The organism is Microbacterium esteraromaticum, from assembly GCF_014084045.1.
In the GTDB taxonomy this organism is placed as follows: Bacteria; Actinomycetota; Actinomycetes; order Actinomycetales; family Microbacteriaceae; genus Microbacterium; species Microbacterium esteraromaticum_D.
Map to the genome: position 1 here is coordinate 2,593,933 of NZ_CP043732.1, position 13,477 is coordinate 2,607,409.

General features: G+C 69.3%; 13 protein-coding genes. 5 read left to right on the forward strand and 8 right to left on the reverse strand.

Annotated features, from left to right (window positions below):
- Positions 1 to 14 precede the first annotated feature (14 nt).
- Positions 15 to 1,625 (reverse strand): Mur ligase family protein, encoded by a 1,611-nt coding sequence (locus FVO59_RS12360; RefSeq protein WP_182252905.1) that lies wholly within the window; start codon positions 1,623 to 1,625, stop codon positions 15 to 17.
- 87 nt (positions 1,626 to 1,712) lie between these two features.
- Here FVO59_RS12360 and FVO59_RS12365 point away from each other — a divergent pair, with 87 nt between their 5' ends.
- Both FVO59_RS12365 and FVO59_RS12370 read left to right on the forward strand, forming a co-directional pair.
- Positions 1,713 to 3,026, forward strand: coding sequence for a M50 family metallopeptidase (locus tag FVO59_RS12365; protein WP_182252906.1), 1,314 nt, complete (start codon positions 1,713 to 1,715; stop codon positions 3,024 to 3,026).
- Positions 3,027 to 3,062: 36 nt separating this feature from the next.
- Positions 3,063 to 4,160 carry a hypothetical protein gene (locus tag FVO59_RS12370; RefSeq protein WP_182252907.1) on the forward strand — a complete coding sequence of 366 codons (1,098 nt, stop codon included), beginning with the start codon at positions 3,063 to 3,065 and terminating at the stop codon, positions 4,158 to 4,160.
- A 16-nt stretch (positions 4,161 to 4,176) separates the two neighbouring features.
- On the opposite strand, the gene FVO59_RS12375 is transcribed toward FVO59_RS12370, so the two are convergent.
- Positions 4,177 to 6,057, reverse strand: a complete 1,881-nt coding sequence (locus tag FVO59_RS12375; RefSeq protein WP_182252908.1) for a chorismate-binding protein — start codon at positions 6,055 to 6,057, stop codon at positions 4,177 to 4,179.
- 247 nt (positions 6,058 to 6,304) lie between these two features.
- Positions 6,305 to 6,931: a pyroglutamyl-peptidase I gene (locus tag FVO59_RS12380; RefSeq protein WP_182252909.1), complete on the reverse strand. Its 627-nt coding sequence runs from the start codon at positions 6,929 to 6,931 to the stop codon at positions 6,305 to 6,307.
- Positions 6,932 to 7,010: 79 nt separating this feature from the next.
- On the opposite strand from FVO59_RS12380, the gene ispG reads away from it, so the two are divergent.
- The 3 genes from ispG (at position 7,011) to FVO59_RS12395 (ending at position 9,469) form a co-directional block, all read left to right on the forward strand.
- Complete coding sequence (ispG, locus tag FVO59_RS12385) at positions 7,011 to 8,141, forward strand: flavodoxin-dependent (E)-4-hydroxy-3-methylbut-2-enyl-diphosphate synthase (protein WP_182256791.1); 1,131 nt, start codon at positions 7,011 to 7,013, stop codon at positions 8,139 to 8,141.
- Positions 8,142 to 8,252: 111 nt separating this feature from the next.
- Positions 8,253 to 8,585, forward strand: a complete 333-nt coding sequence (locus FVO59_RS12390; protein WP_182252910.1) for a nuclear transport factor 2 family protein — start codon at positions 8,253 to 8,255, stop codon at positions 8,583 to 8,585.
- 29 nt (positions 8,586 to 8,614) lie between these two features.
- Positions 8,615 to 9,469, forward strand: coding sequence for an alanyl-tRNA editing protein (locus tag FVO59_RS12395; protein ID WP_182252911.1), 855 nt, complete (start codon positions 8,615 to 8,617; stop codon positions 9,467 to 9,469).
- Here the strand turns inward: FVO59_RS12395 and FVO59_RS12400 are convergent, their stop codons facing one another.
- The 5 genes from FVO59_RS12400 to FVO59_RS12420 all read right to left on the reverse strand — a co-directional run bounded on the left by FVO59_RS12400 (position 9,470) and on the right by FVO59_RS12420 (position 13,423).
- Entirely contained in the window at positions 9,470 to 9,817 is a 348-nt protein-coding gene (locus FVO59_RS12400) for a GntR family transcriptional regulator (protein ID WP_182252912.1), read from the reverse strand.
- A complete protein-coding gene (locus FVO59_RS12405; RefSeq protein WP_182252913.1) occupies positions 9,814 to 10,722 on the reverse strand; it encodes a hypothetical protein in 909 nt (302 codons plus the stop codon). Before FVO59_RS12405 ends, FVO59_RS12400 begins: the two co-directional genes overlap by 4 nt.
- A gap of 104 nt (positions 10,723 to 10,826) precedes the next feature.
- The gene (locus FVO59_RS12410; RefSeq protein ID WP_182252914.1) at positions 10,827 to 11,258 is read right to left on the reverse strand and encodes an NUDIX hydrolase; all 432 of its coding nucleotides are present in this window, start codon (positions 11,256 to 11,258) and stop codon (positions 10,827 to 10,829) included.
- Positions 11,255 to 11,944 carry a nucleotidyltransferase domain-containing protein gene (locus FVO59_RS12415; RefSeq protein WP_182252915.1) on the reverse strand — a complete coding sequence of 230 codons (690 nt, stop codon included), beginning with the start codon at positions 11,942 to 11,944 and terminating at the stop codon, positions 11,255 to 11,257. Before FVO59_RS12415 ends, FVO59_RS12410 begins: the two co-directional genes overlap by 4 nt.
- Before the next feature lie 60 nt (positions 11,945 to 12,004).
- Positions 12,005 to 13,423, reverse strand: coding sequence for an RNB domain-containing ribonuclease (locus FVO59_RS12420; RefSeq protein ID WP_182252916.1), 1,419 nt, complete (start codon positions 13,421 to 13,423; stop codon positions 12,005 to 12,007).
- Between the last annotated feature and the right edge of the window lie 54 nt (positions 13,424 to 13,477).

Sequence of the window (13,477 nt, forward strand, 5' to 3'; positions counted from 1 at the left end):
TCGTCGTACGCGCCTCAGTCGGCGTAGGGCACAGGCCAGTGCGACTCCGGTGCCGGCCATCCGGCGTCGATGAGCGCCCGGCGGGCGAGCTCGCGCGCGGAGTACGGCGTGCGGACGCCGCGGATGTCGCGGTAGTCCTGGTGTCCCGGTCCTGCCCAGAGGATGGCATCCCCGTCTCCGACCAGCCCGACAGCCGTCACGATTGCGTCCTCCGGAGGCGACACCTCGTGGATCTCGGCATCAGGACGGGCACGGCGGGCGCCCTCGACCAGGGTGGCGCGGATCGACGCCGGATCCTCGAAGCGGGGGTGGTGGTCGGTGACCACGAGGATGTCGCTGCCCTCGACCGCCGTACGGGCCATGTCGAAGCGCTTGGTGGCATCCCTGTCGCCGTCGGCGCCGAACAGCATGAGCACCTTGCCCGGTGTCACACGACGCACCGCCGCGAGAGTCTTCTCGAACGCGTCGGGGGAGTGCCCGAAGTCGACGTAGACGGCGGGCCCCCTCTCGCCCGAGACGAACTGGGTGCGGCCGGGCAGGTGCGCGACGATGTGCCCGTCACGTTCGAGCGCTTCGGCGATGCGCTGCCAGCTGTACCCGCCCTCGAGCAGCATCACGATCGCGAGCCCCGCGTTCGCCGCCATGTGCGGCCCGATCACGGGCACCACGGAGGAGAGAGTGCGTCCATCCCGGCCGGTGAGGGTGAAGGCGGTGCCGCTCGGGCGTTCGTCGTCGATGGTCACGACCCAGTCGGCGCGGGCGGCGGCATCGGCGTCGGCGGCGATCGCCGGCGTGCCGACGGTGACGACGGGGACGCTCGCGCGTTCGACCACGACGGCGCCGGATGCCGAATCGAGGCTCACCACGCCTCGACGCGAGCGCTCAGGGGTGAACAGGGGGAGCTTCGCCTCGAAGTACTCCTCCATGTCCGCATAGTCGTCGAGGTGGTCGTGCGAGAGGTTCGTGAATCCGGCGACGTCGAACATGATGCCGTCGACACGATGGCGCGAAAGCGCCTGTGCGCTGACCTCGACGGCGACCGCCTCGACCTCGCGCTCGCGCATGAGCGCGAGCAGCGCATGCATCTCGGATGCCTCGGGGGTGGTCAGCCTCGACACGATCACCTCGCCGGCGATGTGGCGCTCAGCCGTCGACGACAGCCCCGACACGACGCCGAGCTGGTCGAGAAGGCCCTGCAGGAGGTGCGACACGCTGGTCTTGCCGTTGGTGCCGGTGGTGCCGAACAGCCGAGGCAGCGGGTCTCCGGCGCCGGTGCCGTACACCCAGGCGCTGAGTGCGCCGAGCACGCCCCGCGGGTCGTCGACGACGATGATCGGAAGCCCCGCCGCCGCGGCGATCTCGGCCCCGGCCTCATCGGTGATGACCGCCACGGCGCCCTGCTCGGCCGCCGTCTGCGCGAATTCCGCGCCGTGCCGGTTCACGCCCTGGATGGCGACGAAGGCCTCGCCCGCGCGCAGGTCGGCGGTGGCGAGGGTTATGCCGCTCAGCTGCACGCCTGCGATGTCACCCCGGACGTCTCGGGAGAAGCGTTCGGCCAGCTCGGTCAGCGCGCGACGGGGTGGGTCGGCGGGGCGGAGCACGGGGGGCAGAGATGTCGTGGTCATATCCCCACCATGATCTCACGCGGACCGGTCGTGCCCTGCGTGCCGAGGGTCCAGGGGATTCCACAGCGCTGGCACTAGCGTGGACGGGTGGAGATCCTGCTTTACCTGGGCGGCGTCGTGTTCATGCTGATCGGCCTCGGCCTGTCGATCGGACTGCACGAGGTCGGCCATCTGGTGCCCGCGAAGCTCTTCGGGGTGCGCGTCGGGCAGTACATGATCGGATTCGGGCCCCGGCTGTGGTCCAAGCGCATAGGCGAGACCGAGTACGGTTTCAAGGCGCTGCCGCTGGGCGGATTCATCTCGATGTCCGGCATGTACCCGCCCTCGGCGAAGAACTCCCCGGCTCGCGGTGTGTTCGCGTCCCTCGTTCAGGATGCTCGAACCGCCAACGACGAGACGATCGCAGAGGGCGAGGAGGACCGAGTCTTCTACCGCCTTCCGGTCTGGAAGCGCGTGATCGTCATGCTCGGCGGGCCCGCGATGAACTTCCTGCTCGCGATCGCGATCTTCACGATCATGGCATCCGGAATCGGCATCCAGCAGGCGAGCACGACGGTCAGCGCGGTGACCGAATGCGTGCTGCCTGCCGGCACCACGCAGCAGATCTGCGCCGAGGGCGACCCTGTCGCGCCGGCCGCCGAGGCCGGGGTCCGGGCGGGTGACATCCTCGTGAGCGTCGGCGGAGAACGGGTGCAGACGTTCGCCGAGGCATCCGCGATCATCCAGCGCTCTCCGGGCGAGCCGCTCGACATCGTCGTCGAGCGCGACGGCGAGGAGGTCGACCTGTCGCTCACGCCGGTGGCGGCCGAGCGCGGACAGGTGGATGCCGAGGGACGCCCGGTGCTCGACGACGAGGGCGAACCCGTCACGCACACCGTCGGCTATGCGGGCATCTTCTCGCAGTACGAGTACGCGCCGCAGCCGATCGGCACCGGAACCGAGCTCGCACTGCAGCAGACCGCTTCTGTGGCGTCGCTGGTCGTCAACCTGCCGGTCAAGCTGTGGGATGTCGGGGTCTCGCTGGTCACGGGCTCGGAACGCGACCCGAACGGGCCGCTCAGCGTCGTCGGCGTCGGCCGCCTCGCGGGCGAGGTCGCGGCGACGGACGCCCCGGTGCTGAACCGCCTGGTCGTGCTCATGAACCTGCTGGCGGCGCTGAACATCGCCCTGTTCGTGTTCAATCTCATCCCGCTGCTGCCGCTCGACGGCGGACACATCGTCGTCGCGCTCTGGGAGGGCGTGAAGCGGCTGTGGGCGAAGCTCACCGGCCGCCCGGCACCGAAGCCCGTGGATGCCACCAGGCTCGTGCCTGTGACCGTCGTGGTCGCGGTGCTGCTGATCGGCATGGGGGCGCTGCTCATCATCGCCGACCTCGTCAAGCCGATGAACCTGCTGGGCTGACACAGGTCGTTCAGCCGTGCGCCCTAGCGTGAGGGCATGGACCGATCGCCGCTCGCGCACTCGACATCTGCGCTTCGCAGGGTGACCTGGCGGCTCTGGCCGTGGATGAACTGGCTGCTGCCCATCGGCTTCGTGCTGTTCTGCGCCTGGCGCACCGCGGACGAGCGTCTGGTGACCGCATTCCTGGTCGTGCTGGGCTCGCCACTGCTCGTTCCTGCCGCCGCACTGCTGTCATCGATTCCGCGGTTCACGCTGCGACGCTCGGGGGTGACAGCAACGCCGAGCCTCGGTGCGGGGCTGCTGATGATCCAGTGGTGGAGCTGGGTGGGGATCGCCCTGGCCATGCCGGATGAGCAGTTCGATTCGTCGACGCGGGCAGGTTTCCCGTCTCTGCTGCAGCTCGCGATCGGCGATTCGATGGGCGGTGTGTTCGCCGCGTGGGTCCTCATCGCCTCCACGGTGGTCGGCATCGCATCGTGGATCGGCCTGATGATGGTGGCGACCGGTCCCCTCCGGTCGGTGCGCACGAGGGCCGTGGACCGGATGGGTGCGTTGAGCATCGTCGCAGTCCCGGCTGTTCTGGTTCTCCTGGGCCTGCTCGGCGTCGGGGCGAGCGGGCTGCGCATCGACGCCGCGGGGGAGGCTGCGAACAAGGTCTCATCGCGATCGGCGGACGAGCAGATCGCCCTCGCACAGACTCGCTACGAGGCGCTTCAGCGTGCGGTGTCCGCACTGCGTGCCGAGCTCGCGACCGAGCGCTGGAGCGCAGACGAGGTGCGGGTCGAGGCTCTGGACGAGCGGGGTCCCGGCTACCCCTCGTATCGCTTCCGCGTCGGCTTCTCGCACGTCGCGGCCGGCGACCTGCGCGTGGATCCGAAGGGCATCGCGGAGGTGCTCGATGCCACAGGTTGGGAAATCGGCACCGTCACCGACGCGCCATTGAGGATAGAGGCGAGACGTGCCGACGGCACGGCGCTGCGGCTGGTGACGGATGGTGACATGCCGCTGCGCATCGACGTGCTGAGCGCAACCTGGTGGCAGTCGGGCGATGCTCCGGTCACCACCGAGCTCGCGGGCCTCGCCGGTTCCACCGGGAACGGCTACAGCGCCCGCCGCTGGCCCGATCTGGAGTGACGCCGATCGGCGTCACTCAGGCCAGGGCGTGCGCGGTGAGGCGCTCGAGCGTCTCGAGACCGTCGCGGGACAGGATCGACTCCAGGTGCCCCTGCACCGAGGCGAAGCGCTCGCCGCGCAGCGCGTAGACGTCTCCGGTGCCGGCATCCGCCGAGACCTCGGCATCCCGCACCCTCGTCGTGCCGGGGGCGACGCGAGCGGTGAAGGTGTTGTAGAACCCGATCGATGCCTCGTGCTCGAACACCGGGACGGTCTTCTGCACGCCCTGATGCGGTGCATCGAGCGGCACCAGGTCGATACCGAGACCGTCGGACAGGATCTGGTGGCTGAGGCAGACCGCGAGCAGCGGCGCGCCGGCGTGCCGACGACGCGACACGACCTGCTGCATGCGTGCGATGCGCGCGGACGCGCCGTCGCGGGGATCGCCGGGGCCGGGGCCGGACACCACGAGGTCGGCGGCGTCGATCTCGGCGTCCGTCACGGCATCCCACGCCGAGATCTGCACGTCGAGGCCGAGGTGGCGCAGCTGATGGGCGAGCATCGTCGTGAAGCGGTCCTCGGCATCGACGACCAGGGCGCTCCGCCCGGAGAAGCGGCCACCGGGATGCACGTCCTGGGGCTGCATCCAGAAGTCGGCGAGGCGCGTGTTGCGCGATGCCAGGAGTGCGGCGATCTCGGGGTCGTCGGCGAGCCGCGCCTCGCCGGGCGCATCGTCGTCGCGCGCCTCGGCTGCGCTGTCGCGCTCGATCGCGCCGATCGCGCCGAGCACCCCTGCAGCCTTGCCATGGGTCTCACTGACCTCTCCCTGCGGGTCGGAGTGACGGACGAGCGTGGCGCCGACGGGCACTCGCAGGCGTCCGCCGTCGAGGTACACGGTGCGGATCAGGATGGGCGCGTCGAGGTCGTGGCCACCGTCGGCGTTCGGGGTGAACAGTGCGGCGACACCGGAGTAGTAGCCCCGTGGCGACTGCTCGTGTCGGCGGATCACGGCGCACGCGTTCTGCATCGGGGAGCCTGTGACAGTGGGGGCGAACATCGTCTCGCGGAGGATGTCGCGCGGGTCGAGTCTGCTGCGTCCGCGCAGCATGTACTCGGTGTGCGTCAGGCGCGACATCTCCTTCAGGTGCGGGCCCGTGATGCGGCCACCGTCCGAGCAGACCTGGCTCATCATCTTGAGCTCCTCGTCGACGACCATGAAGAGCTCCTCGGTCTCCTTGGTGGAGGAGAGGAACTCGGTCAGCGATTCACGTGTCGCCCCGCCCGCCGGGTGGCGGAAGGTGCCGGAGATGGGATTCATGGTGACGACGCCGTCGCGTGCGACGACGTGCGCCTCGGGACTCGCGCCCACGGCGATCTGGCCGGGAGTGATCACTGCGAAGGTCCAGTAGGCGCCGCGTTCGTGCTCGAGCAGTGCACGGAACCACGTGAGCGCGGCGGTGCGGTCGTCGGCGTCGTAGCCGGCCCGGTAGTCGCGCCGGATCACGAAGTTCGCGCCTTCGCCGCGCCCGATCTCGTCGGCGATCACCCGTTCGACGATCTCGGCGTACTCGGCGTCGGAGATGTCGAACCCGCCATCGGCGAGGGTGATCGGCGCACCGGGGAGCGCGGAGATCAGCTCGCCCCTGTCGAGGTGCTCGTGCTCGCTGACGAGCAGGCAGCGAAGCGGAGTGCCGTCGTCCTGCGCCTCGAAGCCGCGCTCGTGCACCTGTCGGTAGGGAACCATCGCGAAGACCTCGCGAGCGCCGCGCGAGTCGTCGAGCGGGATGTCGGCGAGCCGGTCGACGTCGAGCACGTCGCCGGTGAGCAGGTCGATGCCGCCCTCGCGCGCGATCAGCACGAATGATGCGTCGTGATCGGCCGTGAGCTCGGCCAGCCGGGCGAGCGGAACTGCGGTCATCGGTGTCTCCTCGGTCGGGGATTCCGGTGCGGACAAGAAAAAACCGCCCCGGAAGGCGGTCTGATCTCGTGGGTACGCGAATCACCGCCTAGGAGGCGGGCCACCAGGTGCGGGTCGCGGACATATGGCGAAAGTAGCACATCGGAGGTGTCGCGCTCGCGCGCGTGACGGTGCGGGCCGCCACCGAACACTCACCCGCGGTCCGCGGGGCGAGGCTGATCAGCGAATGCCGCACAGGCGACGTGGATCACCAGATGGTGCCGCCCCGCATCGCCTTCTCCTGCTCGAAGACCAGGTCGACGCATCGGCGCACAGCGCGCGCGAGCATCTCATCCGGAAGGCTCGGTGCGCCGGCGGGCACGGTCGAGACAGACCAGGGCAGATGCACGAACCCGGCCGGCACGTCAACAGGAACGGCCGCGAGCGCTGTGTAGAGCACGTGGTTGCACACGTACGTGCCGGCGGTCAGTGAGACCCGAGCAGGGATCCCCTCACCCGTGAGGGCTGCGACTATGCGCTTGACGGGGATCGTCGCGAAACGTGCCGCAGGTCCCGCCGGTTCGCACGGCTGATCGATCGGCTGTGCTCCGTCGTTGTCGGGGATCCTCGCATCCATCAGATTGATGCCGACCCTCTCGATGGCGACACTGTCGCTGCCGCCCGCCAGTCCGGTGGCGATGACCGCATCGGGATGGTGATCCGCGATCAGCGCGCGCAATGCCCGTGCGGCGCCGGCGAATGACACCGGCAGCGTCGCACTCACCAGTCGATGCGGGCCGTCGTACCCCGCCGAGACGGCTGCGACGGCATCGGCGGAGGGGTTGCGGGCGTCGCCGCCGAACGGCTCGAACCCGGTGACGATGATGGTGCGCACAGGAGATGAGCCTACGGACATCCAGCCGACGTCGATCACGCGGCGGTAGCCTTGAGTCGTGCCTGCAGTGAATCTTGGGATGCCGCGCGTCCCCGAAGTCCTCGCCCCGCGTCGAAAGTCCCGTCAGATCCGGGTCGGCAAGGTGCTCGTCGGAGGCGACGCCCCGGTCAGCGTGCAGTCCATGACGACGACGAAGACCAGCGACATCAACGGCACGCTCCAGCAGATCGCCGAGCTCACGGCATCCGGATGCGAGATCGTCCGCGTCGCTGTCCCCTCGCAGGACGACGCGGATGTGCTGCACATCATCGCGGCGAAGAGCCAGATCCCCGTGATCGCCGACATCCACTTCCAGCCCAAGTACGTCTTCCAGGCGATCGACGCGGGCTGCGCGGCGGTGCGCGTGAACCCGGGCAACATCCGCAAGTTCGACGATCAGGTGGGCGCGATCGCGAAGGCGGCCCAGGCCGCGAATGTGTCGTTGCGCATCGGCGTCAATGCGGGCTCCCTCGACCGCCGCCTGCTCGAGAAGTATGGCAAGGCGACCCCCGAGGCGCTCGTCGAGAGCGCGGTGTGGGAGGCGTCGCTGTTCGAGGAGCACGACTTCCACGACTTCAAGATCTCGGTCAAGCACAACGACCCGGTCGTCATGGTGAAGGCGTACCGTCAGCTCGCCGAGCGCGGCGACTGGCCGCTGCACCTCGGGGTCACCGAGGCGGGCCCGGCCTTCCAGGGCACCATCAAGAGCGCCACGGCCTTCGGAATCCTGCTTGGCGAGGGCATCGGCGACACCATCCGCGTATCGCTGTCGGCTCCTCCGGCCGAGGAGGTCAAGGTCGGTCACCAGATCCTCCAGTCCCTCAACCTGCGTGAGCGCAAGCTCGAGATCGTCTCGTGCCCGTCGTGCGGTCGCGCGCAGGTCGATGTCTACACGCTCGCCGAGGACGTCACCGAAGGTCTCAAGGACATGACCGTGCCGCTGCGCGTGGCCGTCATGGGCTGCGTCGTGAACGGTCCGGGCGAGGCGCGGGAGGCCGATCTCGGCGTCGCATCGGGCAACGGCAAGGGGCAGATCTTCGTGAAGGGCGAGGTCATCAAGACCGTGCCGGAGGCCGACATCGTGGCCACCCTCATCGAGGAGGCCAACCGCATCGCCGCGGAGATGGGTTCCGATGCACCGGTGGGCACCGCCCAGGTCGTCACCGGCTGAGCCGGCCGGACCCCTCCCTGGCGACACCCCTGGATGACGGGGGTGGAGCGCGGTAGCCTGACCGCTCCGAGCGCCGATCGGGCGCGCGACGAGAGAGATGAGGAGACGACGATGACGGCACACTCCGTTCCCGCACAGGTGCAGCGTATGGTCGATGCGATCAACGATGCCGACACCGACGCCTTCGTCGCGTCGTTCACCGAGAACGGCTTCGTCAGCGACTGGGGCACGGTCAAGTCCGGGGCTTCCGGCATCCGATCATGGGCTGACAGCGACGCGATCGGCGCCGGTGCCCGCATGACGGTGCTCTCGGCGCAGAGCGACGGAGACACCACCCGCATTCGATTCGGCTGGCGCAGCAGCGTCTTCAACGGGGAATCCGACGGCATCTTCGTCATCGACGGCGACCGTCTGGCGAGCTTCACCATTCCGCCGAACCACTGATCGCCACGGGGTCGCGTAGCGTTGAGCCCATGCAGTCGACGCTCATCTCGTTCCCCGCCGGCACTCTCGTGGGAGAGGGCGAGGTGGTTCTCGTCGATCAGCGAGCATCCGTAGTGGTCGTCGACGCGACGCCGTTCCATCCGGTCGACCACACCTGGCCGGATCAGCCCGGCGATACGGGCGTCATCACGGTCGGCGATGCGCGTGTGCGAGTGACCGAGGCGGTCATGGTGGCGATCAGCGACGAGGGGGTGCTGGCCGTCGGCTCTGACATCCCGGTGAAGCGCGGCGGCGAGGGGTGGACGTGGATGGTCGGTCATCGTACCGACGGGGTCATCCCGGCCGACATCGCGGTCGGCGCACGAGTCACGCTCGAGGTCGACGCCGATCTCCGTGCGTCGCTGAGCCGGGGGCACACCGCATGCCACCTGGCCTCGCTCGCGCTCGATGCAGCGCTCGCCGATCTGTGGCGCAAGGAGATCGGCAACGATCCGCTCGGCAACCCCGACTTCGAGGGCAGGGCCAATCAGTCGAGCCGGATCCGTCCCGACGGCAGCGTCGACGAGTACCGGCTCGGCAAGAGCCTTCGCAGGGCCGGGTTCGACTCCGAGGGTTTCGCGGCGTCGATCGGCGAACGCGAGGCTCGGATCAACGAGCTGCTCGCGGACTGGGTGGGATCGGCGGGGGAGAGCCGCATCGACGTCGACGGGCCGAGCATCATCGACCGCCGTACCTGGCGCTGTGCGCTGCCCGAGGGTGAGGTCGCCTTCCTCTGCGGCGGCACCCATGTGCGTTCGCTCGCCGAGTTCGCGTCGATCACCGTCGCGCTCGACCTCAGCGATCCGCAGCTGCTGGTCATGACGACGACCGCCGTGGCGGCCTGATCACCACACGGCGCGGAGGATGCGCACGGCATCCTCCGCGCTCAGCCCTTCCCTCCTGGCGGCGGACGCGAGGGCTCTGGCCGCACGGGCCACGTTCTGCGACACGGGCGTGGCGGATCTGCTCACCCGTGTGCCTGCGCCCGTGCGCGAGACGACCAGCCCGTCCGACTCCAGGTGCCGGTAGGCCTTGGCCACGGTGCCGGCGGCGATGCCGAGATCTGATGCCAGTCGCCTGACTGACGGCAGCCGTTCATCGGCGGCGAGCTGGCCCGACGTGATGAGACCCCGCAGCTGGCCGTACACCTGCTCAGCAGGAGGAGCGCCCTGCTCGGTGATCTCGATCCTCATGCTGCGGCCAGCGCGGAGTGCCGTCTGGTGCGCATCGGGAGGGCGCTGAGCGCGAGCAGGATCCACAGTGCCAGCCCGGCGATCAGAGCAGCCTGCCCGAGTCCTCCGAGTAGGGGAGACATCGCGGCGAACGGTGTTCCGACGGAGACCGTGCCCAGCTCCGACGACGGCGCGCTGCCCCGCAGGGACGCAGTCGAGGCCAGCGACTGCAGAACGACGAAGAGGTGGATCAGCAGGGCTCCGAGCACGGCACGCCCGACGAGGGAGCTGCGCAGCCTCCGCAACGCGGAATCGCGCTCGACGTCGTCAGCCCAGGCGGGGCGCGCGATGAGCGCCCAGGCTGTGAGGGCTGCGATGATCAGCGCGGCGATCGCGATGACCGATGGGACGGAGTAGTGCCAGCCGTAGATCCCCGTCCCGATCTCGGTGCCCGACGTGCCGATGCTGACGGAGTACTGCGTGAAGCGGCCGAGTTCGTCCCGGCTGGATGCGAGGCCCGCGGCGACCGTGATCGCGGTGATGGTCAGAGCCAGTAGCACCATCGTCAGCGGCCATACGGGTCGCACGAAGGCTGCGACGCCTCTGGGCGACAGATCTGCTGCGGCGAGTGCGCGTCGCGGCGGCGGTGGGATCGTCAGCAGGGCCACGCCGGCGATGCCCAGCAGCAGAGGCAGAAGCGCCCGAACCTCCAAGGGCAGCCCCTGGCCCGGCATCCAGAAGGACGTCACAGCGGGAGCCAAGCCGATGATCAGCGCGGGGACGCCGCCCGCGAGCGCCGAGGTGAGGCGCAGCGATCCCGGCTGGGTCACTCGCGATCCGCGTCGGGACAGATGAAGCACGATCCCGATCGCGACCGCAAGGACGAACGGCCCCCACAACAGCATCCACAACATCATCCTGCCCATGAGCCGCTCCTTCGAAGTCAGTCACCCTTGTGGCACAAAATGTATCGTCGAGTTGCTACAAGATCAAGGATAGGATGCTGCTCAGCACGGACGCGCAGCTCGTTTCACCTGGTCAGCGCACCGAGCCGGGCGCCGAGCCCGGCTGCGAGGACGTGAGCGTGAGCCAGGGGCAGCCACCAGCAGGTCCAGGAGTGAGCACCCGTCCCCGTCTCCGGGTCGTCTTCGCCGGCCGGCCACCTGCGGGTGATGTCGGCGCCTTCGACGGACAGCTCGAAGAAGTGCCGCCGCGCGATCTCGTCACGTACCGGGGCCAGGTCGTAGTCCTCGACGCCGAGCTGACGCACGACCTCGCCCCGCAGGCCCGTCTCCTCACGCAGCTCTCGCATAGCGGCATCGGCCGGACTCTCTCCGTCCTCGACCGAACCGGCCGGCACCTGCACCCCCGCGGTGGTCAGCGGCACGTCGTCGTGGGTGAACACCAGCAGGTGCCCCTCGTGCACGACGTAGCAGACGACCTTCGCCACGATCCGCGTCATCGCCGGAAGCCCGCCTGGACGCGGCCGCCGGCGCGATCGAGCTCAGCCTGCACCTGGTCGGCGAAGGCGGCGTGGTCCCCGGATGTCAAGGCGGCCGCCAGCGCACCTGCGCGCGTGGCGTCCCATTCTCGGAGGCGTCGGGGAAGCCATTTGCCGGTGCCGATCCACCTCCCTGCCGTCAGGAGCATGAGTTCTGCCGTGCGCTCGAACAGCAGGCCGGCGACCACCTGCTTCTCGAGACCATCCGCGATGTCGCGTAGGTCATCGAGCAGATCGGTGATGATGTATCGGCGGAGCCGGGATTCGGCATCCGACAGGTTGGGCCCCTCAGCCAGCCGGTCGGCCCAGAACGTTCGCATCGCGTCCAGACCGTGATCTCGGCGCACCGGAATGCCCCGTACGAGCATCTCCACGATCACAGGACGGTGGCGTTCCATATCTCGCGTGGCCCACTCATCGAAGCCCTGTGGGGTGTAGGCGAACACCTCGAAGACCTCACCTTCGAAGGAGTATGTCGCGGCCTCGCCGATTCGGTCGTCGCCGAACAGGTCGTCGCCGATCAACAGCAGGTCGATGTCGCTGCTGGCCGTGCGCTCCCCGCGCGCGGTGCTGCCGGCCAAGACCGCGATGGTGGCGCGGGGATAGTTCGCGCTGACGAAGCGCTCAGCGACGGCGGTGAAGCTCATCTTCGACAGCGTAGTCAACGTGCGGTCGGCGCCTCCGAGGCGCCCGTCGACCGGGCGGCCCTACCGGAACTCGATCGTGCCCTCCGCGACATCCACCTCGACGACCCGCAGCGGCAGAGTCGAGCCGGGTGCCGTGCCGGCCGGCACCGGTGCGGTCGCTGTCACGGCCGGTTCGGCGATCTGCACAGCGGCGCGATCCTCGCCCCGCAGCTCGATCACCGTGGCGTCGATCGTCTGCCCGACGAACGGCTGCAGCAGCGCCGCCTCCACCCGGTTGATCGTGTCGGCGTCCAGTCGTGAGGCGCGCTGCGCCGACTCCTGCATGAGCGCAGGCAGCTCTGCGAGGGAGTCGCGCGCCCACTGCGGCGCCGGATCGCCCTGTGCTGCCGCGAGGCAGATCGCCAGCGACCAGCGGTCGACCAGCCTGCGAAGGGGAGCAGTGGCATGGGCGTACGGCGCGCCGATGGCGGCCTGGGAGAGATCTCCGCCGGGAAGCACCCCATCGAAGGTGATGTAGCCGGCGCCGCGGAACAGCGACGCCGCCGCTTCGAGCACGGGCAGCGTCAGAGGGTCGGCTGTGTCGAGCGCCCGCAGGTACTCGCCGTATCGTCCGGTGGTCCACGGCCGTCCGAGCGCCTCTGTCTGTCGCCGGAATCGCTCGAAGGCCCGCTCATCGGGCTGAGGCATCGTGCGCAGCACGCCGATCTTCCCGTCGATCATCAACTCGGCGGCCGCCATGCCGGTCATGAGCGACAGCTGAGCGTTCCAGTCCTCGATGGGCAGTGGACGACGGCGCTCGATGTCATAGCTGCCGTCGTCGCGCAGCACGACCTCTTCATCGGGCAGGTTGAGGCTCGCGCCCCCGCGTTCGGCCTCCTGCGCTCGCCGCAGCTCTCCGATCTCTCGCAGCAGAGCGAGGTGAGGGTCGGCGTCGCGGTCGACGGATGCCTGTGCCGAGATGTAGTCGAGCTGTGCACGTGAGCGGATCAGCGCGCGCTCGAGGCGGAAATCGGTCTTCGCGCCGTCGGCGTCGAGGCTGAACGTCCACACGAGCGCCGGGCGGTCGGCATCCGGGAGCAGCGACGCTCGCCCCTCAGACAGCACGGGCGGATGCAGCGGGATGTTCCCGTCGGCGAGGTACAGGGTCTGTCCGCGTTGACGCGCCTGCGCGTCGAGGGCACCGCCGGCCTTCACGAAGCCCGGCACATCGGCGATCGCATAGCGCACCTGAAAGCCTGAGCCGGTGCGCTCGAGGTGGAACGCCTGATCGAGGTCTTTCGAGCCCAGCGGATCGAGGGTGACGAAAGGCACGTCGCGCAGATCGAGCTCCGGCGTCGGAGCGCTCGCGGCCTCCGCCTCGGCGATCGCCTCGGGCGGGAACTCGACCGGTGCCTCGATCTGCGCCCTCAGCGCGGCGAGCGCCTCGGCCAGCTCGCTCTGCTCGACGGACGAGGAGACGTGTGATCGGCGCTGAGGCATGCACCCACCCTACGCAGGCGACGCTGCAACCTCGGGTAACAGCGGCCCCCGCCC

Excerpts from the sequence above, each read along its gene's own strand:
- FVO59_RS12360 (WP_182252905.1), bottom strand. The coding sequence starts at position 1,625 with ATGACCACGACATCTCTGCCCCCCGTGCTCCGCCCCGCCGACCCACCC.
- FVO59_RS12370 (WP_182252907.1), top strand. The coding sequence starts at position 3,063 with ATGGACCGATCGCCGCTCGCGCACTCGACATCTGCGCTTCGCAGGGTG.
- FVO59_RS12375 (WP_182252908.1), bottom strand. The coding sequence starts at position 6,057 with ATGACCGCAGTTCCGCTCGCCCGGCTGGCCGAGCTCACGGCCGATCAC.
- ispG (WP_182256791.1), top strand. The coding sequence starts at position 7,011 with ATGCCGCGCGTCCCCGAAGTCCTCGCCCCGCGTCGAAAGTCCCGTCAG.
- FVO59_RS12390 (WP_182252910.1), top strand. The coding sequence starts at position 8,253 with ATGACGGCACACTCCGTTCCCGCACAGGTGCAGCGTATGGTCGATGCG.
- FVO59_RS12395 (WP_182252911.1), top strand. The coding sequence starts at position 8,615 with ATGCAGTCGACGCTCATCTCGTTCCCCGCCGGCACTCTCGTGGGAGAG.
- FVO59_RS12400 (WP_182252912.1), bottom strand. The coding sequence starts at position 9,817 with ATGAGGATCGAGATCACCGAGCAGGGCGCTCCTCCTGCTGAGCAGGTG.
- FVO59_RS12405 (WP_182252913.1), bottom strand. The coding sequence starts at position 10,722 with ATGGGCAGGATGATGTTGTGGATGCTGTTGTGGGGGCCGTTCGTCCTT.
- FVO59_RS12410 (WP_182252914.1), bottom strand. The coding sequence starts at position 11,258 with ATGACGCGGATCGTGGCGAAGGTCGTCTGCTACGTCGTGCACGAGGGG.
- FVO59_RS12415 (WP_182252915.1), bottom strand. The coding sequence starts at position 11,944 with ATGAGCTTCACCGCCGTCGCTGAGCGCTTCGTCAGCGCGAACTATCCC.
- FVO59_RS12420 (WP_182252916.1), bottom strand. The coding sequence starts at position 13,423 with ATGCCTCAGCGCCGATCACACGTCTCCTCGTCCGTCGAGCAGAGCGAG.